Origin of the sequence: Streptomyces sp. NBC_00236 (assembly GCF_036195045.1) — a bacterium.
Lineage (GTDB): Bacteria > Actinomycetota > Actinomycetes > Streptomycetales > Streptomycetaceae > Streptomyces.
The window spans coordinates 1,635,492-1,656,725 of sequence record NZ_CP108100.1 but is presented as its reverse complement, the minus strand read 5'-3'; the positions used below and the strand labels follow the sequence as shown (position 1 = coordinate 1,656,725).

Below are 21,234 nucleotides of genomic sequence, written 5' to 3'. Positions count from 1 at the left end.
GGCGGCCCTCAGGCCAGCGGGGCCCCGTGCCACTTCCATGACGTGACGCGCTCGCGGCCCGGCAGGTCCGCGCGGCCGGTGGACCAGAGCAGGACGGTCCACCGGTCCTCGTCGGCCGGGGCGTCGGGGAAGAGCCGGGCCAGCACCCGGTCGCACAGGTCGGCGGGCGGCGTCCAGGTGACGCCGAGGCCCTGGGCGATGTCGTGGGTGTGCACGAGGGTCTCCACGATGCCCATCGCGGCGAACCCCTCCGGGTCCGAGACGCCGTAGGAGTGGTACGAGCGGACATCGGGGGAGGCCGTCCGCACCATCGCGGACAGCAGGGCGCCGCTCGCCTCCAGGGTCTGGAGCAGCCCCGCGGTTCCCGCCTCAGGGTCCGCGAAGATCGCGTTCCAGGGGCCGCCCTCACGCTCCGGAGCCCAGCGATAGGGAACCTCGGTCTCCAACGGGGGCCTGCGCGGGCCGAGCTGGACGGCGTACGCGAAGAGGTCGTCGCTCAGGTGCTCCACGGTCTCCCAGCAGTCCCAGGTGAGCGTGCCCGCGGGAATGCGCCAGTCCTCGGCCGGCGAGCCCGCGAGCGTGTCCACCGCCAGGCTCACCGCCGATGTCACGTCGTCCGCGGTGACCGGCAGCCGCTTCCCGGTCAGCCGCGCCCGCTCACGCGCACCGCACTCCACACAGAACTCGTTGCCCTCCGGATCGGCCAGGGTCGCCCAGCCCCGCCCGTCCGGCCTGCGGCGGTCGGCGACCAGCGTGGCGCCGAGGCCGAGCAGCCGCTCGACCTCCTCGTCACGGGTGCGGTCCTCCGGCTGGATGTCGAGGTGGATGCGGTTCTTGACGCTCTTCGGTTCGGGCACGGTGACGAACAGCAGGGCGGCATCGGGGGTCTCGACCAGAGCCTCGGGATCGCCGGGGAAGTCGTCGTCGGCGAGGGAGGAACCCAGCACCTCCGCCCAGAACGCGCCGAGCTTGTAGGCGTCGGCGCAGTCGATGGTGACGTGGTGTACGTGTGAAGTCATGGGGGTCACTGTCGCCGCTTACCCGTGCGGAGGTCCAACGAGTTGAAGCGCCGGGGGCATCCGCGTCGATCCGGATCCCTTGCGCACCACCGGGAGCCGGCCCGCGGCCCGGTCACTCCCTTTCCTCCCGGCTGTACAGCCGCCGCCCCTGCCCGCTCTCGTCCGCTCCCCAGAAGTCGGTGTACTCCTTGTCGTCGAGGCTGCCGGAAACCCGGAAGACGCCGACGCCGGTACCTGGCTCGTTCACGACGAGAGAATGCTGACTGCCCTTTTTGTCAAGGTAGTTCACCTTCAGGTGGTATTCGACGTACTCCCTGCCCAGGAGTTTCGCCTCGACGGCCATGACGAAACCCTCTCCCGCCTTGAGGACCTGTGACTGACGGGTGAAGTAGGGCCTCCCGCGATCACCGTGCGCGCCGAGTTCCGGTCGGCTTCCGGCCTTCCTGCGGCTCGCCGTCGTTCGGACACCCGCCGAAGGTGTTCACGTTGGCTGACCCGTCGCACCATGCTGCCCCCGCTCCGGAAATTTCTTGATCCTAGCGCGGTCCACGAGGGTGGGCCCAGCGGATTCGCGGCGGGTCGAGGGCAAGCCCAAGGGGCGGGACGCATCGCCGCGTCCCGCCCCGACCAGCTGTCGTACGCCCCTACTTCACCGGCGTGAAGTCGCGCGCCCCGATGAACTCCGGGCGGCGGATCGGAGCCGCGAACGGCTCCTGTGCCGTGTTCTCCACACTGTTGAACACGATGAAGACGTTGCTGCGCGCGTACGGGGTGATGTTGTCGCCCGACCCGTGCATCGCGTTGCAGTCGAACCAGGTCGCCGAACCGGCCTTGCCCGTGAAGAGCCTGATGCCGTGCCGGTCGGCCATCTTCGTCAGCGCCTCGTCCGACGGGGTGCCGGCGTCCTGCATCTGAAGGGACTTCTTGTAGTTGTCCTTCGGCGTCTCGCCCGCGCAGCCGAGGAACGACTTGTGCGAACCGGGCATGATCATCAGCCCGCCGTTGGTGTCGTAGTTCTCGGTCAGCGCGATCGACACGGACACGGTCCGCATGTTCGGCAGTCCGTCCTCGGCGTGCCAGGTCTCGAAGTCCGAGTGCCAGTAGAAACCCGAAGCCCCGAAGCCCGGCTTCACGTTGATCCTCGACTGGTGGACGTACACGTCCGAGCCCAGGATCTGACGGGCCCGGCCCACCACGCGCTCGTCGCTGACGAGCCGGGCGAAGACCTCGCTGAGCCGGTGGACCTCGAAGACCGACCGTACGGAGTCCGACTTCGGCTCGATGATCGAGCGCTCGTCGGCCCGCACCGCCGGATCGGCGATCAGCCGCTCCAGCTCGGCGTGGTAGCCGGCCACCTCGTCCGGGGTGATCAGCTGGTCGACGGTGAGGAAGCCGTCGCGCTCGAAGCCCTGGAGCTCCTTGGCGGCGACCGGACCCGGCGCGCCCGGCGCGGACCAGATGACCGGGTCCTGGCGCGGAGTGGTCATCTCGGCGGCGCCGCGCGAGGGGTACAGGTCGGCGCGTACATCAGTGGTCATGGTGGTTCAGCCCTCCTCGGTCAGCAGTGGGTAGACACCGTTCTCGTCGTGCTCCTCCCGTCCGGTGACGGGCGGGTTGAAGACACAGACGCAACGGAAGTCCGTCTTCGGGCGCATGGTGTGGTGCTCATGGCCGTTGAGCAGGTACATCGTGCCGGGCGTGATCCAGTGCTTCTCACCGGTCTCGTCATTGGTGAGCTCGGCCTCGCCCTCGACGCACAGGACCGCCTCGATGTGGTTGGCGTACCACATCGACGTCTCGGTACCCGCGTACATCGTGGTCTCGTGGAGCGAGAAGCCGACCTTCTCCTTGGCGAGCAGGATGCGCTTGCTCTCCCAGGTGCCTGAGGCGGCCTTCACATGCCGGTCGGTGTTCTCGATGTCACTGAACGATCGGACGATCACGGTGGGTCAGTGCCTTTCTCTCTACGGTGTTTCTCGTCGGGCCCGCCCGGGGCGGGCCCGGGTCAGGCGGTCTCCCGGACGCAGCGGGCCAGCGTGCGCAGGCCCTCGTCCAGCTCCTCGGGGGTGATGGTCAGCGGCGGCAGCAGCTTGACGACCTCGCTCTGCGGACCGGAGGTCTCCAGCAGCAGTCCCAGCTCGAACGCGCGGGCGCAGACGGCGGAAGCGCGGGCCGGGTCGTTGAACTCCATGCCCCACACCAGTCCGCGGCCGCGGAACTGCGCGCTGTCGTGCTCGGCGCAGATCGCCAGCAGGGCCTGCTCGACCTGCTCGCCGCGCGCCAGCGTCTGCTTCTCCATCTGGCCGTCCGCCCAGTAGGCGTCGAGCGCCGCGGCGGCGGTGACGAACGCCGGGTTGTTGCCGCGGAAGGTGCCGTTGTGCTCGCCCGGCTCCCAGATGTCCAGCTCGGGCTTGAACAGGCAGAGGGACATGGGCAGTCCGTAGCCGCTGATGGACTTCGACAGCGTCACGATGTCCGGCGTGATGCCCGACTCCTCGAAGGAGAAGAAGCCGCCGGTGCGGCCGCAGCCCATCTGGATGTCGTCGACGATCAGCAGCATGTCCTGGCGGTGGCACAGCTCCTGGAGCGCGCGCAGCCACTCGGCGCGGGCGACGTTGATGCCGCCCTCGCCCTGGACCGTCTCCACGATCACCGCCGCGGGCTTGTTGAGCCCGGAGCCCTGGTCCTCCAGCAGCCGCTCGAACCAGAGGAAGTCCGGGACGGTGCCGTCGAAGTAGTTGTCGAACGGCATCGGCGTGCCGTGCACCAGCGGGATACCGGCCCCCGCCCGCTTGAAGGCGTTGCCGGTGACGGCGAGCGAGCCGAGCGACATGCCGTGGAAGGCGTTGGTGAACGAGACCACGGACTCGCGGCCCTTGACCTTACGGGCCAGCTTCAGCGCCGACTCGACCGCGTTGGTGCCGGTCGGGCCGGGGAACATCACCTTGTACGGCAGGTCGCGGGGCCGCAGGATGACGTTCTGGAACGTCTCCAGGAAGGCCCGTTTGGCGGTGGTCGCCATGTCCAGGCCGTGGGTGATGCCGTCGCGCTCGATGTAGTCGATCAGTGCGCGTTTCAGCACCGGGTTGTTGTGGCCGTAGTTGAGGGAGCCGGCCCCGGCGAAGAAGTCGAGGTACGAGTGGCCGTCCTCGTCGGTCAGCCGGGCGCCCTGCGCGCGGTCGAAGACGGCGGGCCAGCCTCGGCAGTAGCTCCGTACCTCGGACTCCAGGGTCTCGAAGACACTGAGGGCGGGCGGGGTGATGGTCACAGCGGGTCTCCTGCGTGAGGGGGTGTGACGGGCGGCGGTGAAGGTGACTGCGACGGGCGGCACCCGCCGGGAAGGGCCTGCTCAGGCGTGGAACGGGCCGATGCTGTAGAGCACTTCCGGCAGGTGGGTGCCCTCGGGGAACAGGCCGCCGTCGAAGAGCACCTCGCGTTCCAGTGCCACGTCGTGGCGCTGTGCGTAGGAGGTGAACAGGCGGTCCGATGCCTTGTTGTCCGGGGTGATGGTCGTCTCGACCGAGGCGAGGCCCTGCTCCGCGGCGACGCGTGCGGTCAGGTCGTCCAGCAGCTTCGCGGCCAGTCCGGTACCTCGGTGGCCGTGGTCGACGGCCACCTGCCAGACGACGAGCGTCTCGGGGCGGTCGGGCCTGATGTACCCCGTCACGAAGGCGACCGGGGAGCCGGTCTCGTCGCGGGCGACCACGGAGGTCGCCGCGAAGTCACGGCACCACAGCAGGTAGCTGTACGAGGAGTTGAGGTCCAGGACCTCGGAATCGCGGGCGATACGCCAGATCGCGGCTCCGTCCTCCACTCGTGGGGTGTCGATGGTGATGAATTCGCTTCGGGCACGTGCAAAATCTGCTGGTGCGGCGGTCATGCGAATTGAATTTACCCAGCAAATTTCGAAATTGCATCGGGCCAAGGGGTTGGGTGAGGCGATGTGCTGTGTTATCACGCGAGCGTGCGCCCCGGCGCGAAACCGCTACGCTTTCTTCCGATTTGGTACGCATTTATCCGGCATAACGCCCCCGGTTGTGGAGTCGGTCACAAGGTCGTAACTCTCGCGCGACGCAACCGAATTGTGGAGATGGAGTCCCGTGGAAACTGGGGTGTTTAGCCTCCGGGAAAGCGGGCAGAAGAATGCGGGGAGCTGCTCTGAATAAGGCAGCTCCCCGCATTTGTGGATTGAGCCTGAATTTATGCGGCGGTCCAGGTTTCCGAAACGGCCTTCCGGGCAGCTTCCAGATCGACCTGCCGGCCGGTATCGGCCAGCGCCGCCCCCAGAGCCGCGAGCGAGGAGAGCACCGCGCCCCGCGTCGCATCCACACCGTAGTGATTGACCCGGATCATCTCCTTGGCCAGCGCCCCGCCCCCCGCGATCAGCGGCAGCGACGGGTCGGCCGCCCGTGCCTGCGCGACCAGTTCCGCGGCGTCCACGCCGTCCGGCGTCCGCAGTGTGGTCGCCACCGGAGCGGCATCCCGCGCCTCGTGCACGTACGGCGTGAGGCCGCCGCCGAGCGCCACCGCGCCGGCCCGGGTCGCCGCGGCCGCGGCGGCGTGGCGGGCCATCAGCGCGTCCAGTCCCTCCGCCTCGATCCGCTCCACGCAGGCCTCCAGGGCCAGCATCTCCAGCTGGGCCGGGGCGTGCAGCAGCGCCCGGCGGCCGCCGTCGATCCAGCGCTCCTTCCAGTCCAGCAGGGAGAGGTAGGAGCGGCGTGGGGCCTGCGCGTTGGCGGCGATCCGCTCCCAGGCGCGTGCGCTCACCGACACCGCGGACACCCCGGCCGGACCGCCCATCGCCTTCTGCGCCCCGATCACACACAGGTCCACGCCCCAGGCGTCCGGCAGCAGCGGCTCGGCGCCCACCGAGGCGACCGCGTCCAGCATGAACAGCGCCCCGTGCGCCCGGACCACCTCACCGATCTCCGCGACCGGGTTGGTGTTGCCGGTCGCCGCCTCCGCGTGCACCAGGGACACGAAGTCGATCTCGGGGTGCGCGGCCAGCGCGTCCGCGACCTGACCGGCGGTGACGGCCGTGTGGAAGGGCACCTCCAGATCGATGACCTCGGCACCGCAGTCGCGCAGCCAGTTGCCGAACGTCTGCCCGTACGGGCCCGTGACGACGTTCAGCGCCGTCGATCCGGGCCGGGCACCGCCCCTGATGCAGCCTTCGAGGGGGAGGAGCGCCTCGCCCTGCATGATGACGACGTCCTGCTCGGTGGCGAGGAGACCGGCCACGCGCCGCTCGATCGCCGCGAAATGCGCGGCGGTGAGCGGGGTCAGGTCGAGGAAGGGGTGCGTCACGGTGGTGCTCTCTTCGGGATCGGGTCGGTGTGCGGGCCGGCCTGTGGGCCAGGCCTGCACCGAGGGTACCGAGCCCTCCGGGGGCGGCCCGGACCCGTCCGCCGGACGCCGTCCGGCGGGGCGCGGCCCGCGGACCGGTGCCTCGTACAGTGCTGTCCATGAGCGATCACGAGGCGCCGCGGGTGCTGCAGGTGAAGGGGCGGGTGCTCGTCGGCCCCGAGGACGTCAGGGACGAGATCTGGGCGGTCGACGGGAGGGTGACCTACGAGCGGCCCCCGGGCGCGGACGAGGCGGTCGTCGTCACCGGCTGGGCCCTGCCCGGACTGGTGGACGCCCACTGCCACGTCGGGCTCGACCACCACGGCGCCGTCGACCCGGCGACCACCGAGAAGCAGGCCCTCGACGACCGGGAGGCGGGCGCGCTGCTCCTGCGGGACGCGGGATCGCCCGCCGACACCCGGTGGATCGACGACCGCGAGGACCTGCCGAAGATCATCAGGGCCGGCCGGCACATCGCCAGGACCCGGCGGTACACCAGGAACTACGCGTACGAGATCGAGCCGGACGAACTGGTGGCGTACGTCGGGCAGGAGGCGCGCCGCGGAGACGGCTGGGTGAAGCTCGTCGGCGACTGGATCGACCGCGAGGTGGGCGACCTGACCGCCTGCTGGCCGCGCGAGGAGGTCGGGGCCGCCATCGCGGAAGCGCACCGGCTGGGGGCCCGGGTCACCGCGCACTGCTTCGCCGAGGACTCGCTGCGTGATCTCGTCGAGGCAGGGATCGACTGCGTCGAGCACGCGACCGGGCTGACCGAGGAGACCATCCCGCTCTTCGCCGAACGCGGGGTCGCGATCGTCCCCACCCTGGTCAACATCGCCACCTTCCCCATGCTCGCCGAGGGAGGCGACGCCAAGTACCCCCGCTGGTCCGCCCATATGCGCCGGCTCCACGAGCGCCGCTACGACACCGTGCGCGCCGCGTACGACGCGGGGGTGCCGGTCTTCGTCGGCACCGACGCCGGCGGGGTGCTCGCGCACGGTCTGGTGGCCGACGAGGTGGCGGAGCTCGTCAAGGCGGGCATCCCGGCCCTGGAGGCGCTGTCCGCGACGACGTGGGCGGCCCGCGCCTGGCTCGGCAGGCCGGGGCTGGAGGAGGGCGCGCCGGCCGACCTGGTGGTGTACGACGAGGATCCGCGGGCGGACGTGCGCGTGCTGGCGGCCCCGCGCCGGGTCGTCCTGAACGGGCGCGTGATCGGCTGATCCGGGTGTCCCGGGCCGGGGTCGGCCCGGGATGCGCCGTGTTGACCGCCAGTGACCCGGAGCGCGCGCGCTCGTTGAATCACTCCGCGAACTCGGCGTGGTCCGGTGCGAGACCCTTCCGAGCCGCCCGCGTTCAGTGAAACGGGTGAACTCAAGGAACGCACGTGCCGGATTATTCGAATACAGACACGGAAACCCCCCTTTGGGGTGAACTCACGGCAGGTGTCTGCCAGTTCACCCTCTGTGCGTAAAGATTCACGGAGTCGAGGCCACCGGTGCCCGCGATGTCCCCCATTGGACGGCGCCGGTGGCTCCATGTCTCTTGTGGGGGTTCCACCATCTTGAACAGCAACACCTTCCGCCTCGCCGCCCTGGCGGTCGCCGCCGCTCCCGTCGCCCTGCTGGTCGCCGTCCCGGCGCACGCCACCACCACCACGACCACCGGCGACGGGAAGGCGAGCGCGGTCGTGCTCCGCACCGCACTCGACGTCTCGCTCCTGAACAAGACGATCGACGTGCCGCTCAAGGCCACGCTCAACGAGGTGCAGGCGCCGCGGAGCGCGGAGAAGACCGCGCTCAGCGTGAAGCTCGACGGGGTGGAGGGCGGAAAGCCGGTCCGGGTGCTGCGTGCCGATGTGGCCACCGCGAAGGCGACCGTGGACGGGCATCGTGCCGAGGGCTACAGCAATATCGTCAGGGCGCGGCTGCACCTGCCCGGTCTGCCGCTGCTCTCGCTGGTCGAGGTCGAGCAGGTCACGTCGAAGGCGGTCTGCGAGGTGGGCCACAAGCCGGTCGCCGAGTCGAACGTGCTGGGGCATGTGAAGGTCCTCGGCAAGCGCGTCACCCTCACCGCCGCGGGCACCACGCAGATCGCGGTGCCCGGCGTCGGCTCCGTGACGCTCGACCTGTCGAAGACGAGTACCACCTCCCGCACCGCCGCCGCGGTCGCGCTGCAGCTGAAGGTCTCGGTCAACCCGCTCGAACTCAACGTCGCCGATGTGAAGGGTGAGGTCACGCTCGCCGAGGCCACCTGTGAGACGCCGAAGGCGGCCTCCACGGGCGGCGGTGAGAACGGTGGCGGCGACAACGGTGGCGGCGACAACGGGGGTTCGACCGACGGCGGTTCGACCGACGGCGGTTCGGGCAACGGGGGCTCCACCAACGGAGGCTCCACCGACGGCGGATCCGGGACCGCAGGCTCCACCGAGGGCTCCACGGCCGGTGACACGGCCGGCGACACCGGGGGCGACGTGAAGCCCCAGACCGGCACCGATGACGCACCGCGGACCACCACCGACGCCGACCTCGCCGAGACGGGCAGCAGCTCCACCACGCCGTACGTCGCCGGAGGCGCAGCCCTCCTGCTGGCCGTCGGCGCCGGCGCCATGGTCGTGGCCCGGAGGCGTGCACAGGGCTGACACCCGAGGCCCGAGGGGGCGGTCGGGGGGCCGTAGGGCCTGTCGTCACACTGCTGTCCGCCTCTCGGGCGGCGACGGCAGCGTGGCGACGGGCCCCAGGAGGGGAGGGAAGCGGCGTTCCGCAGACGGAGCGCCGCTTCCCACTTGTGCGACGGCAGCGCCGAATTCGGACGAATGTTCACGGGGCGGCGGGGATCGGCGCTATGTTCGGCTGCCATGGACCAGACCACAGATCCGGCGGCCCCGGACGAGTCGGCGCCCGAGACCCCCGCCGCGCAGCCGGACACCCTCTTCGAGCGGATCGGCGGCGCCGCAGCCGTCGCCGCCGTGGTGGACCTCTTCTACGCACGTGTCCTGGCCGACCCCGAGCTGACGCCCTACTTCGCGGGGAAGGACGTGACCCGCCTCAAGGCGCACCAGCGCTTCTTCGTCGGCAGCGCCCTCGGCGCCACGGCCCCCTACACCGGCCGGGCCATGAGCCACGCCCACCAGGGGCTCGGCATCACCGGGCCCCACTTCGACCGGGTCGTGGACCATCTCGCCGCAGCGCTGGCCGACGGCGGCGTCGATGCCGCCACCATCGGCCTGATCGCCGCGAAGCTGGCCCCCCTCAAGCCGGACATCGTCAGCGGCTGACCGCGGACAGTGCCTGAAGGGCCTGGTCGAACACCTGGAGGAACCGGTTGGTCGTCGTGCGGTCCCGTACGGCCAGCCGGAGCCACTCCTCGCCGAGCCCCGGAAACGTGTCGCCGCGCCGTGCCGCGAAACCCAGCATCCGCAGCCGCTCACGTATCTCCCCGGCCCGCTCCAGCCGGATCAGCACGAACGGTCCCTGTGCCGGCTCCACGACCCGTATCTCGGTGAACTCCCGCAGACCCGCCACCAGATGGCAGCGGTCCACCGCGATCCGGTCCGCCGCCGCGGCCGCCTCGGCCAGCGCCCGCGGTTCCACACAGGCCTCGGCCGCCGCCAGCGCCGGGGACGACACGGGCCACAACGGCTGCGCCTCCTCCAGCGTGCGGATGGTCTCCGGCGCGGCCGCCACGTACCCGATCCGCAGCCCGGCGAGCCCCCACGTCTTGGTCAGGCTGCGCAGCACCACGAGCCCGGGGATGTCCGTACGGCCGCACAGCGCCTCGCGCTCGCCCGGCACCGCGTCCATGAACGCCTCGTCGACCACCAGCGTCCGCCCGGGACGCGCCAGCCGCTCCAGCACGGCCGCCGGATGCAGCACCGACGTCGGGTTGGTCGGATTGCCGACCACCACCAGATCCGCGTCGGCCGGCACATCCGCCGGATCCAGCCGGAAGCCGTCCCCGGCCCGCAGCAGCACCCGTCCCACCTCGTGCCCGGCCGCGCGCAACGCCGCCTCCGGCTCGGTGAACTGCGGATGCACCACGACCGGTCTTCGGGCCGGCAGCGCGCGGGCGATCAGCACGAACGCCTCCGCCGCACCCGCCGTCAGCAGGAGCCGCTCCGGCGGCAGCCCGTGCCGGGCGGCGACCGCGGCACGCGCGACACGCCCGTCCGGGTACGCGGCGAGCGTGCCCAGGGACGCGGCTATCCGCTCCTTCAGCCAGGCCGGTGGGGTCCCGGCCCGTACGTTGACGGCGAGATCGGTCAGATCCCGGCCCCGTCCCCGTACCTCCGCGTCACCGTGATGACGCAGATCGTGCGCGCCCGCGCCTGTGGCGTCGGGACTCTCAATGGGAGTGTGCATGACCGCCATGGTGGGGGTGGTGGTGATGGCCGTCGTCGTCAGGGTGGAAGTGCGGCTGCTGCGGCAGTCCCACCTTGTCCTCGAAGCCCGGCAGTGCGATCCGGTACACGCAAGAGTCGCAGTTCATCCGCAGATCGCCCTTGACGGCCTCCCGGTAGCGCTCCATGACCAGATCGAGCAGTTCTTCCGCGGCACCGATCACCTCGGCCGACCGGACGTCCAGCCCGGGGTGGGCGGCGGCCCACTCCGTGGTCTGGTGACGCACCCGGTCCGGCAGGATGCCCGTGAAGAGGAAGTACGGCAGAACGACTATGCGCCCCGCACCCAGCTTCACGCAACGGTCGAGACCGGACGGCACATCAGGGGCGGCCAGCGAGACGAAAGCGGTTTCCACACCCGCGTAGCCCCGGCCCTCCCAGAACAGCCGTGCGGCCTTGTGCACCTCGGCGTTGGCGTCCGGGTCGGTGGAGCCGCGCCCCACCAGCAGAATCGTCACCTCGGAGCGGTCCGTGTCGCCCAGCACCTCGTCCACCCGCCGCTCCAGCACCTTCAGCAGCGCCGGATGCGGTCCCAGCGGACGCCCGTACGTGTACGAGATGCCCGGGTGGCGCTCCTTCTCGCGGGTCAGCGCCGCCGGGATGTCGCCCTTGGCGTGCCCGGCCGACACCAGCATCAGCGGGACGGCGGCGAAGTGCCTGACGCCCTGCTCGACGAGCTCGGTCACCGCGTCGCCCAGCGGTGGCGGCGACAGTTCGATGAATCCGCCCGCGACGGGCAACTGCGGGTTACGGGCGCCGAGTTCGGCCACGAAGTCACGGAAGGCGGCGGCCCCGCCCTCGTCCCGGGTGCCGTGGCCGGCGATGAGCAGTGCGGGCCGGTCGGACGGGGTGTTCACGGATGCTCCTGGGTGCTCATGGGGGGTGGGGTTGGGGTACGGGGTGGTGGTGGCCCGGTTCACGAAGCCGCCTCCGGTGCCGGGGCGGCCGTGGCCGACTGCCAGCGGTAGCCGCGCGGGGTGACCATGCGGCCCGCGATCTCACGGGTGGCGGTGTTGCCCACGGTGACGACGGTCATCATGTCGACGACCGCCGGGTCCAGGGCCGCGAGCGAGGTCACCCGGCTGGACTCGTCGGGCCGGGAGGCGTTGCGTACGACCCCGACCGGAGTGGCCGGATCCCGGTGCTCCGACAGGATCGACAACGCCTTCGGGAGCTGCCAGTCGCGGCCCCGGCTGCGCGGGTTGTAGAACGTCACGATGATGTCGGCCTCGGCCGCGGCCCGGACCCGGCGCTCGATGACCTCCCACGGGGTGTGCAGGTCGGAGAGGCTGATCGAGACATGGTCGTGGCCCAGCGGGGCGCCCAGGATCGCCGCCGCCGCCAGCGCCGCCGTCACCCCCGGCACACCCACCACGTCGATGTCGGCGCCCGCCTCGGCCAGCGCCGGCGACGCCATCGCGTACACCCCCGCGTCACCGCTGCCGATCAGCGCCACGGCGTGGCCCTTGCGCGCCTCGGCGACCGCCGTACGGGCCCGCTCCTCCTCGGCCCCGAGGCCCGACTCCAGAACCGTCGTACCCGGCCGCAGCAGATCCCGGATCTGGTCGACGTACTGATCGAGCCCGACCAGCACCGACGCCCGCCGCAGCTCGTCCCGGGCCCGCGGCGTCAGCAGGTCACGCGCCCCGGGACCGAGGCCCACGACCGCGAGCCGCCCACGCGGCGCCCGGCGCACGACAGCACACGTGGCCATCGCCGCCCGCCCCTCGGGGGCCGACTTCCGCTTCGGCACGAGGAGTTCACCGCCGCCCGCGAGCGCCGCGGCCTCCGCGACCGAGGGCGTACCGACCGCGGCGAGGGGCGCTTCCGACGGATGCGGGACCTCGATCCGGGCCAGCTCCTCGGCCGGGTACGTACGCAGCGGCACGCCGAGCCGTGCGGCGGCGGCCACGATCCCGGGCTCCTGCGCCTTCGCGTCCACGGTCACCAGCTCCGCGATGCTCAACGGCGAGAGACCTGCCCCCGCCAGCGCGTCCCGGATCAGCCCGAGCACCTCGTCCGCGGGCGCGTCCTTCGACGCACCGACCCCGACGACGAGCGAGGCGGGCCGCAACGCGGCCTCCCTTGACCCGAGTTCCACGATCCGGTCGGTGAGGTGCAGCACCGCCGATCCGGTCGCGCCGGGGCGCACATTCGGCGGCAGGGCAGGCAACGGCCGTACCGCGTCCGCCCGCAACGCCACCGGAGCACCGTCCAGCATCGCCCGCGACACCCCGGCGACATCTCCCTCCACGGGGAGGCCCAGCATGTCCAGACCGGGCACGCCCACCGCGTCCGTCGCCGTCGTCACCACCGGCGCCGCGCCCAGCACCTCACCGACCGCCACCGCGAGGGCGTTCGCCCCGCCGCCGTGCCCGCCGAGCAGCGCCACCGCGTGGCGCCCCGCCTCGTCGACGCAGACGACACCGGGGTCGGCCGCCTTGTCCGTGAGCAGCGGCGCGACCAGCCGCACCACGGCCCCCGTCGCGAGGAAGCACACCAACTGCTCGCACTCGCCGAACGCCCGCTGCACGGCCTCGCGCACCGGACCGTCGTAGACCGCGGCACGGCCGGGCCAGGCCGCGGCCAGCCGGTCACGGGCGACGGCGCCCGCCGCCGTCGCGGAGATCAGGCCGATCACTGGGTTGCTCCTTCATTCGCACCGGCCGAGGGGCGGACGCCCCACAGCAGAAAGACCGGGTTGGCCGCGGCGAGCCGGGTCACGTCACCGGGCAGGGGCGCCAGCCGCGACGACTGCAGCAGCACACCCTCGGGCTCCAGCCCGGCGGCGGCCAGCGCCGACCGCACCGGCCCCACCCGGTCCAGGGCCGCCACCGCGACCACGACGGCACGCCGTGCCCGCCGGGCACACGCCGTCACGATCGCGGGCAGCTCATGACCGCCGCCCCCGATGAACACCGCGTCCGGGTCCGCCAGATCGGACAGCACTATGGGCGCGGCACCGTGCACCGCCCGCACGTACACGCCGTGCGCGGCGGCGTTCGCCCGGATCCGCTCGACCCCGTCCGCCGTCTTCTCGACAGCGACAGCGGCCGCGCCGAGCCGCGCGCACTCCACCGCCACCGAACCCGAACCGGCACCGATGTCCCACACCAGATCACCCGTGCGCGGCCCGAGACGCGCCAGCGCCAGCGCCCGCACCTCGAACTTGGTGATCATCGAGTCACGGTGCTCGAACTCCGCCTCGGCCAGCGCCCAGCCGGCCGGACCGGCCGCCGGACCCGCCACCGTGCGCACCGGCGAAAGGGCCCGCGACTCGTCCAGGCACAGCACCACACTCACCGGATCCGGCCACTCACGGCCCGCCGCCTCGTGCAGCGTCAGCCGCTCGACGCGCTCGTGCTCCGGATCCCCGAGCGCCGTCGCGACGACCAGGGTCCGCTCCTGGCTCCGGTACAGCAGCCCGGCCGCCAGCTCGGCGGGCCCGGCGCCCGGCCCCGTCAGCACCGCGACCTTCGGGTGCGCGAAGCAGACGTTGACCGCGGTCCGCGGATCCCGCCCGTGCGCGCTGACCACGACCGCGTCGTCCCACGGCAGGCCCAGCCGGGCGAACGCCACCGCGATCGACGGGGCCCCCGGCCGCACATCGAGCGCCTCGGGCCCGAACCGTTCCGCCAGCGCCCGCACGATCCCGAAGAACCCCGGATCGCCGGAGGCCAGCACGACCACCCGCGCCCCGTCGTCCTCGGCGAGGTGCCTCCCGATCCGGTCGAGTGCCGGGGCCAGCGGCCCCAGCACCACCCGCCCGGCGCCCGCCGGAAGCGGGCCGGCGTCCAGATGACGCCGGGCCCCGGCCACCAACGTGGCCCCGGCCACCGCCCGCACGGCCTCGGGCGTGGGCGGCGCCCCCGTCCCCGTACCGAAGACCCGGATCACGAGCCGGACCGCTGGGCGCGCAACTCGGCCCGCGCCGCCCTGTCGGCCTTGCGGTACCCGTGGAAGTGGCCCGGGTGGTACAGGTGCGAACGCGTCCCGGACGCCGACAGCGCCGGGCCGACCAGGAACAGCGTGTGCTTCCAGAGCTTGTGCTCCTTGACCGTGGCCTCCAGCGTCTCGATCGTGCAGTGCAGGATCAGCTCCTCCGGCCACGTCGCCTGGTACGCGATCACCACCGGAGTCGACGTCGGATAGCCGCCCTCCAGCAGCTCCTGCGTCAGCTGACCGGACCGGGCCGCCGACAGGAACAGCGCCATCGTCGTGCCGTGCCGGGCGAACTCCCGCACCTCCTCGCCGGGCGGCATCGGCGTCTTGCCGCCACCGAGCCGGGTCAGGATCACCGACTGCGCCACCTCCGGAATCGTCAGCTCGCGCTGCGCGATGGCCGCGACCGCCGAGAACGACGACACCCCGGGCACGATCTCGACCGCGACCCCCAGCTCGCCGCACCGGTCGACCTGCTCCTGGGTGCCACCCCACAGCGCCGGGTCACCGGAGTGGATCCTGGCGACCTTCAGTCCTTCCTCCGCCGCCCGCCGGTACACGGCGACGACCTCTTCGAGGGACATCTGCGCCGAGTCGAGGATCTCGGCCCCCTCCCGGGCGTGTTCGAGGACCTCCTCCTGCACGAGGCTGGCCGCCCAGATGACGATGTCGGCGGCCGCGATGGCCCGCGCCGCCCGGAAGGTCAGCAGATCGGCGGCGCCGGGGCCGGCACCGACGAACGTCACGGTGCCACGGGTGGGCGCGGCGGCTGCGTCGACTGCTTCGGACATGGAACGGGTCCTTTCGAGAACGTGGATCGTGGGATTCGGGGATGCGCGCACCGGGGTCAATCGGCTAGCAAGAGCCCATGGCGGTGTTCGTCGCGCTCGGCGCGTTCCTGATGACCCTGGTCGGCGGCTGGGTCGCCCAGCGCGTCACCGACCGCCGCCACCTGGTGCTCGGACTCGCCGGCGGACTGATGCTCGGCGTCGTCGGCCTCGACCTGCTGCCGGAGGCCATCGAGGCAGCGGGCGGCCTCGTCTTCGGCGTACCGGCCGCCCTGCTGCTGTTCGTGGGCGGCTTCCTCTTCGCGCACCTGGTGGAGCGTCTGCTCGCCGTACGCCAGGCGGCACACGGCGCGAGCGAGGAACGCGTGCCCCAGGTCGGTCTGACGGCGGCGGCCGCGATGGTCCTGCACAGCCTGATGGACGGCGTGGCGCTCGGCGCGGCCTTCCAGGTCGGCGGCGGCATGGGAGCGGCCGTCGCCCTCGCCGTCATCACCCACGACTTCGCGGACGGCTTCAACACGTACACGATCACCAGCCTGTACGGGAACGCCCGCCGCAAGGCCATGACGATGCTGTACGCGGACGCGGCGGCGCCCGTCGTCGGCGCGGCGACGACGCTCGTGTTCACCCTTCCGGAGCAACTCCTCGGCTGCTATCTCGGCTTCTTCGGCGGCGCCCTGCTGTACCTCGCCGCGGCCGAGATCCTGCCCGAGGCGCACCACGAGCACCCGGCCCGCTCGACCCTGCTGTGCACGGTCGCCGGAGTGGGCTTCATCTGGCTGGTGGTGGGCCTGGCGCAGTGACCCCCGGGGCGAACGCCTCACAACTTGCCGCCCCGTCCGCCGTCGCGCGGCGCCGGCGCGATCAGCGTGGAGAGGTACGGCAACGGTCCGTCGGCCAGCTCAGCCGCCGGCCGGATCGACTCCTCCGGCAGCCCGAGCGCCGAACCCCACACCGCGTCCTCGGTCCGCCCCGTCTCCCGCAACGCCGTGGCGACCTCCTCGGCCAGCCGCCCGAACTTGTACGCGACGACCGTCCCGGGCCCCTTCAGGGCCTCCCTCAGCACGGCCGCCCCGGCGGTCACCGGCACCAGCGTCAACGGCTCGGTGCCCTCGGTCAGCACCGCGCCGCTGCGCGCGGCCAGGTCCTGCATCGCCGTGATCCCCGGCACCGTCACCACGGCCGTACCCGGCAGCAGCTCACCGATCGTGTGCGCGAGATACGTGAACGTCGAGTACACGTTCGGATCGCCGATGGTCGCGAACGCCACCGAACCATGCGTACGCAGCAGCTCCGCGACCCGCGCACCCGCCGCGTCCCACGCCGCCTCGCGGCGCGCCCGGTCCGTGCGCTCGTTGAGCGCGAACACGACCCGCACGACCTTCTCGGCACCGACGTAATGCAGCACCGTCGCCTCGGCACGCCCCCGCTCACCGGTGTCCATCACGGGCACCACGACGACGGCGGCATCACGCAGCGCGTTGACGCCCTTGACGGTCACCAGCTCCGGATCACCGGGTCCGACTCCGACCCCGACCAGCGTGTTCATCCCTTGCACCTCTCCACGAATCGGCGGGCCGTACCGGGCGCCGAGGCCCAGTGCGTATGCAGATAACTCGCGTGCACGCCCTGCTGCACGAACCCCTCGACGCGCCGCTCCGGCTGATGCATGCCCCAGGCCGGAGCATCCCCGGACCCGGGTTCCAGCACGGTGCGGTGGAACTCGTGCCCCCGCATCCGCGTCCCGGCCACCGCCAGCACACTGTCGGAGAGCGCCACGGCGTCCCGGTAGCCGAGCGTCAGCCGCTCCGACATCCGCGCCTCGGAGTCCAGGACCCCGCACATCGGCAGCCCGTCCAGCGACCGCGCCAGATACAGCAGCCCCGCACACTCGGCGGCCACCGGGGCCCCGGAGGCGGCGAGCTCCGCCACGGCCTTGCGCAACGGCTCGTTGGCCGACAGTTCGGGGCCGTACACCTCGGGAAACCCGCCCCCGATGACCAGCCCCCGAGTCCCTTCGGGCAGCGCCTCGTCCCGCAACGGATCGAACGGCACGACGGTGGCCCCGGCGGCGGCGAGCAGCTCGCCGTGCTCGGCGTAGGAGAAGGTGAACGCCGGCCCGGAGGCGACGGCAATCTTCAGCCGTTCCGGCGTGCTTTTCAGCCCCGTCGGCATACCTTCCGTGCCTCCCCGCGTACGTCCCAGCCCTTCCGGGGCACAATCCAGCCCCTCCGGCGTTTGAGGAGCGGGGGTCCGGGGGCGGAGCCCCCGGACACGGGAAGGGGCGGGGAGGGGAACAGGCCCGCCGCAGGCGCCCACCGCCTCAGCCGCACTCCACGCACCCGCACCCGGCACAGCAGGCGCGGACCGCGCCAAGGCAAGCAACGCCTCCAGGTCACATCCGGCCCGCACCCGATCCCCCATCGCCGCGACAGCGGCCACCGCATCGCCCCGCCGCTCGGCCACCGGCACCAGCCCCAGATGCCGCGACGGCACAGCCACCTGCTCGGCCCGCCGCAACACCCCCAGCACCGGCACCCCGGACTCGTCCAGCGCCTCCCGCAGCAACGCCTCGTGCCGGTCGGAGCCCACCTTGTTCAGGATCACCCCGCCGATCCGCACCTGCGTGTCCCACGAGGCGAAACCGTGCACCAGCGCTGCCACGGACCGCGACTGCGACGACGCGTCGACGACGAGCACCACCGGCGCCCGCAACAACTTCGCGACGTGCGCGGTCGAAGCGAGCTCGCCCTGGCCCGACGCCCCGTCGTACAGCCCCATCACGCCCTCGACGACCGCCAGGTCACACCCCTGCGCACCGTGCGCGAACAGTGGAGCGATCAGCTCGGGCCCGCACATGTACGCGTCGAGATTGCGCCCCGGCCGCCCGGTGGCGAGGGTGTGGTAGCCCGGATCGATGTAGTCGGGCCCCACCTTGTGCCCGGACACGGCGAGCCCCCGCCCGGCGAAGGCGGCCATCAGGCCCGTCGCGACGGTGGTCTTGCCGCTGCCGGACGACGGCGCGGCGATGACCAGGCGCGGAACGTTCACCACTCGATGCCCCTCTGGCCCTTCTGTCCGGCGTCCATAGGGTGCTTGACCTTCGACATGTCGGTCACCAGATCGGCGGCCTCCACCAGCGCGGCAGGCGCGTTGCGCCCGGTGATCACCACGTGCTGGCTGCCCGGCCGCCGACGCAGCACCTCGACGACCTCGTCGGTGTCGACCCATCCCCAGTGCATCGGGTAGGCGAACTCGTCGAGTACGTACAGCCGGTACGTCTCGGCTGCCAGGTCACGCTTGACCTGCTCCCAGCCCTCCCGCGCCGCCGCCTCGTTGTCCAGCTGCTGGTCGCGCTGGACCCAGGACCAGCCCTCGCCCATCTTGTGCCAGGCGACGGAACCGCCCTCGCCGCTCGCGCCGAGGACCTTCAGCGCGTTCTCCTCGCCGACCTTCCACTTCGCCGACTTCACGAACTGGAAGACCCCGATCGGCCACCCCTGATTCCAGGCACGCAGCGCCAGCCCGAAGGCCGCCGTCGACTTGCCCTTGCCGATGCCGGTGTGCACCACCAGCAGCGGACGGTTGCGACGCTGACGCGTGGTGAGTCCGTCGTCCGGCACGCTGACCGGCTGTCCCTGCGGCATTACGCGGCCCTCCTGCTGTAGCCCTGAACGTCCTTGACCAGACCCGCGATCGAGTCGGCCCGCAGCTCGTCGAGCGTGACGGCGGTACCGCCCAGCTCGCCCGCGAGGCTCACCGCGAGCCCGAGGCGCACGGGCCCCGACTCGCAGTCCACGACGACGGAAGCCGTGCCCTCCACCTCGTGCAGCCGGGCCGCCCGCGCGGCCAGCGCCACCGGCTCCGGCCCCCCGGTCGCCCGCCCGTCCGTCACCACGACCAGCAACGGCCGCCGCGAAGGATCGCGCAGCCGCTCCACCCGCAGCACGTCATGGGCCTTGAGCAGCCCGGCGGCCACCGGGGTACGCCCGCCGGTCGGCAGCATCTCCAGCCGCGCGGCAGCCGCGTCCACCGACGACGTCGGCGGCAGCACCACCTCGGCGTCCTTGCCCCGGAAGGTGATCAGCCCGACCTTGTCGCGCCGCTGGTAGGCATCCATCAACAGGGAGAGCACCGCACCCTTCACCGCGGTCATCCGCTGCCGGGCGGCCATCGACCCGGAGGCGTCCACGACGAACAGCACGAGGTTCCCCTCACGCCCCTCCCGCACCGACTGCCGCAGATCGTCCCGCCGCACCACCAGACCCCGGCCCGACCGGCCCCGCGCCCGCTGATGCGGTGCGGCGGCCTGCACGGTCGCGGCCAGGTGCAGCTTGGTCAGCGCGCCCTGCGGACGCCGCGCACCGGTCGTCCGCCCGTGCTCGGTACGCGCCCGGGACCGCCGCCCCGCCGCGCCCTCGCCGAGACCCGGCACGCTCAGCATCTTCGTACGGAACGGCTCACCGGCCCGTACGGGCTGCTGCTCACCGCTTCCGCCGCCGGGCTGCCCCTGTTCCTTCTCGCCGCCCTGCTCGGGGACGGACTGCGCGGGCGTGTCTTCGGCGCCGCCCTCGGGCTGCGGCGGCGTGTCCGGCCCGTCGCCCTCCGGCGGCCGGCCGCCTCCACCAGGCCCGTCGGGGTCCGGATCGTCGTCCTCGCCGCTGTTCTGCTCCAGCGTGTCGTCGAGCTTGTCCTCGTCGAGTCCCGGCGCGTCGAACGGGTTGCGCCGACGCCGGTGGGGGAGCGCGAGCAGGGCGGCCTGCCGCACGTCCTCGGCCAGTACATCGGTACGCCCCGCCCAGGCGGCCAGAGCGGTGGCGGTCCGGGCCATCACGATGTCGGCCCGCATCCCGTCGACCTCGAAGGCGGCGCAGGTGGCCGCGATCTGCCGCAACGCACCGTCGCCGAGCCGTACTTGGGGAAGCAGGGCCCGTGCGGCAACGATCCGGGCCCGCAACGCGCCTTCCTCGTCGGCCCACTGCGCGGCGAACGCGGCCGGATCGTCGTCGTACGCGAGCCGGCGTCGCACGACCTCGACCCGCAGATCGGTCTCACGGGAGGCGGCGACCTCGACGGTCAACCCGAACCGGTCGAGCAACTGCGGGCGCAGCTCCCCCTCTTCGGGGTTCATCGTTCCGACCAGCAGGAAGCGGGCGGCATGCCGTACGGAGACGCCTTCGCGCTCCACGTACGAGGCACCCATGGCCGCGGCATCCAGCAGCAGATCGACCAGGTGGTCATGGAGGAGGTTGACCTCGTCCACGTACAGGATCCCGCGATGCGCGTCCGCGAGGAGCCCCGGCTCGAAGGCCTTCACGCCCTCGGCGAGCGCCCGCTCGATGTCCAGCGCCCCGACGAGCCGGTCCTCGGACGCGCCGACGGGCAGCTCCACGGTCCGCGCCGCGCGCGACGCGCCGGACGAGGCTTCGTGGGGGCCGTCGGGACACGCCGGGTCGGGTGACGTCGGGTCGCACGAGAAGCGGCAGCCGGGGACGACGGACACCTCGGGCATGAGCGCGGCGAGCGCGCGCACGGCGGTGGACTTGGCGGTCCCTTTCTCGCCGCGCACGAGGACGCCGCCCACGGCGGGGGAGACGGCGTTGAGCAGCAGCCCGAGCCGGAGGTCGTCCTGCCCGACGATGGCGGTGAAGGGATAAGGCGTACTCACAAGGCCTCCTTGGCAAGGGAACAATCAAGTCCCCGCAGGGCGAACTCCAGCCCCTCCGGCGTCTGAGGAGCGGGG

At 72.2% G+C, this 21,234-nt stretch carries 19 protein-coding genes and 1 pseudogene; 4 read left to right on the top strand and 16 right to left on the bottom strand.

Annotation, left to right across the window (positions count from 1 at the left end):
* Positions 1-8: 8 nt before the first annotated feature.
* The 7 genes from OG446_RS07280 to OG446_RS07250 all read right to left on the bottom strand — a co-directional run bounded on the left by OG446_RS07280 (position 9) and on the right by OG446_RS07250 (position 6,326).
* Positions 9-1,019, bottom strand: a complete 1,011-nt coding sequence (locus OG446_RS07280) for a VOC family protein (protein WP_328893239.1) — start codon at positions 1,017-1,019, stop codon at positions 9-11.
* Between the two features lie 112 nt (positions 1,020-1,131).
* The gene (locus OG446_RS07275; RefSeq protein ID WP_328893238.1) at positions 1,132-1,362 is read right to left on the bottom strand and encodes a hypothetical protein; all 231 of its coding nucleotides are present in this window, start codon (positions 1,360-1,362) and stop codon (positions 1,132-1,134) included.
* Positions 1,363-1,663: 301 nt separating this feature from the next.
* Positions 1,664-2,557, bottom strand: coding sequence for an ectoine hydroxylase (gene thpD / locus OG446_RS07270; RefSeq protein ID WP_328893237.1), 894 nt, complete (start codon positions 2,555-2,557; stop codon positions 1,664-1,666).
* 6 nt (positions 2,558-2,563) lie between these two features.
* Positions 2,564-2,962, bottom strand: a complete 399-nt coding sequence (locus OG446_RS07265) for an ectoine synthase (RefSeq protein WP_148015956.1) — start codon at positions 2,960-2,962, stop codon at positions 2,564-2,566.
* 62 nt (positions 2,963-3,024) lie between these two features.
* On the bottom strand, positions 3,025-4,287 hold the full coding sequence (gene ectB / locus OG446_RS07260; RefSeq protein WP_328893236.1) for a diaminobutyrate--2-oxoglutarate transaminase: 1,263 nt from the start codon (positions 4,285-4,287) through the stop codon (positions 3,025-3,027).
* A gap of 81 nt (positions 4,288-4,368) precedes the next feature.
* Positions 4,369-4,899, bottom strand: a complete 531-nt coding sequence (gene ectA / locus OG446_RS07255) for a diaminobutyrate acetyltransferase (RefSeq protein WP_261991328.1) — start codon at positions 4,897-4,899, stop codon at positions 4,369-4,371.
* A 320-nt stretch (positions 4,900-5,219) separates the two neighbouring features.
* Positions 5,220-6,326, bottom strand: coding sequence for a pyridoxal-phosphate-dependent aminotransferase family protein (locus OG446_RS07250; RefSeq protein ID WP_328893235.1), 1,107 nt, complete (start codon positions 6,324-6,326; stop codon positions 5,220-5,222).
* A gap of 182 nt (positions 6,327-6,508) precedes the next feature.
* On the opposite strand from OG446_RS07250, the gene OG446_RS07245 reads away from it, so the two are divergent.
* From OG446_RS07245 to OG446_RS07235, 3 genes are all read left to right on the top strand, one after another.
* Positions 6,509-7,585, top strand: a complete 1,077-nt coding sequence (locus OG446_RS07245) for an amidohydrolase family protein (RefSeq protein ID WP_443050265.1) — start codon at positions 6,509-6,511, stop codon at positions 7,583-7,585.
* Between the two features lie 341 nt (positions 7,586-7,926).
* Positions 7,927-9,003 (top strand): SCO1860 family LAETG-anchored protein, encoded by a 1,077-nt coding sequence (locus OG446_RS07240; protein WP_328893233.1) that lies wholly within the window; start codon positions 7,927-7,929, stop codon positions 9,001-9,003.
* A gap of 216 nt (positions 9,004-9,219) precedes the next feature.
* Positions 9,220-9,639 carry a group I truncated hemoglobin gene (locus OG446_RS07235; RefSeq protein WP_328893232.1) on the top strand — a complete coding sequence of 140 codons (420 nt, stop codon included), beginning with the start codon at positions 9,220-9,222 and terminating at the stop codon, positions 9,637-9,639.
* On the opposite strand, the pseudogene cobC reads toward OG446_RS07235, so the two are convergent.
* The 5 genes and pseudogenes from cobC to cobM form a co-directional block, all read right to left on the bottom strand.
* A pseudogene (gene cobC, locus OG446_RS07230) lies at positions 9,629-10,738 on the bottom strand (Rv2231c family pyridoxal phosphate-dependent protein CobC); the annotation flags it as partial. The gene OG446_RS07235 and the pseudogene cobC overlap by 11 nt on opposite strands.
* The gene (locus OG446_RS07225; RefSeq protein ID WP_328893231.1) at positions 10,707-11,618 is read right to left on the bottom strand and encodes a sirohydrochlorin chelatase; all 912 of its coding nucleotides are present in this window, start codon (positions 11,616-11,618) and stop codon (positions 10,707-10,709) included. The pseudogene cobC and the gene OG446_RS07225, both read right to left, overlap by 32 nt.
* Before the next feature lie 59 nt (positions 11,619-11,677).
* On the bottom strand, positions 11,678-13,402 hold the full coding sequence (gene cobJ, locus OG446_RS07220) for a precorrin-3B C(17)-methyltransferase (RefSeq protein ID WP_328893230.1): 1,725 nt from the start codon (positions 13,400-13,402) through the stop codon (positions 11,678-11,680).
* Positions 13,399-14,658, bottom strand: a complete 1,260-nt coding sequence (gene cbiE / locus OG446_RS07215; protein WP_328893229.1) for a precorrin-6y C5,15-methyltransferase (decarboxylating) subunit CbiE — start codon at positions 14,656-14,658, stop codon at positions 13,399-13,401. The genes cobJ and cbiE overlap by 4 nt, the downstream gene beginning before the upstream one ends.
* On the bottom strand, positions 14,655-15,494 hold the full coding sequence (gene cobM, locus OG446_RS07210) for a precorrin-4 C(11)-methyltransferase (RefSeq protein WP_328893228.1): 840 nt from the start codon (positions 15,492-15,494) through the stop codon (positions 14,655-14,657). Before cobM ends, cbiE begins: the two co-directional genes overlap by 4 nt.
* A 77-nt stretch (positions 15,495-15,571) precedes the next feature.
* Between cobM and OG446_RS07205 the strand changes: the two genes are divergently transcribed.
* On the top strand, positions 15,572-16,294 hold the full coding sequence (locus OG446_RS07205) for a ZIP family metal transporter (RefSeq protein WP_328893227.1): 723 nt from the start codon (positions 15,572-15,574) through the stop codon (positions 16,292-16,294).
* Positions 16,295-16,311: 17 nt separating this feature from the next.
* Here OG446_RS07205 and cobI read toward each other — a convergent pair whose 3' ends face one another.
* Genes cobI through OG446_RS07185 form a run of 4 tightly spaced genes read right to left on the bottom strand, consistent with a single transcriptional unit; the run spans position 16,312 to position 21,159 of the window.
* Positions 16,312-17,040, bottom strand: a complete 729-nt coding sequence (gene cobI, locus OG446_RS07200; RefSeq protein ID WP_328893226.1) for a precorrin-2 C(20)-methyltransferase — start codon at positions 17,038-17,040, stop codon at positions 16,312-16,314.
* Positions 17,037-18,545 (bottom strand): cobyrinate a,c-diamide synthase, encoded by a 1,509-nt coding sequence (locus OG446_RS07195; protein WP_328893225.1) that lies wholly within the window; start codon positions 18,543-18,545, stop codon positions 17,037-17,039. Before OG446_RS07195 ends, cobI begins: the two co-directional genes overlap by 4 nt.
* Positions 18,539-19,138, bottom strand: a complete 600-nt coding sequence (gene cobO / locus OG446_RS07190) for a cob(I)yrinic acid a,c-diamide adenosyltransferase (RefSeq protein ID WP_328893224.1) — start codon at positions 19,136-19,138, stop codon at positions 18,539-18,541. The genes OG446_RS07195 and cobO overlap by 7 nt, the downstream gene beginning before the upstream one ends.
* Positions 19,138-21,159 carry a putative cobaltochelatase gene (locus OG446_RS07185; protein ID WP_328893223.1) on the bottom strand — a complete coding sequence of 674 codons (2,022 nt, stop codon included), beginning with the start codon at positions 21,157-21,159 and terminating at the stop codon, positions 19,138-19,140. The genes cobO and OG446_RS07185 overlap by 1 nt, the downstream gene beginning before the upstream one ends.
* Positions 21,160-21,234: the final 75 nt, after the last annotated feature.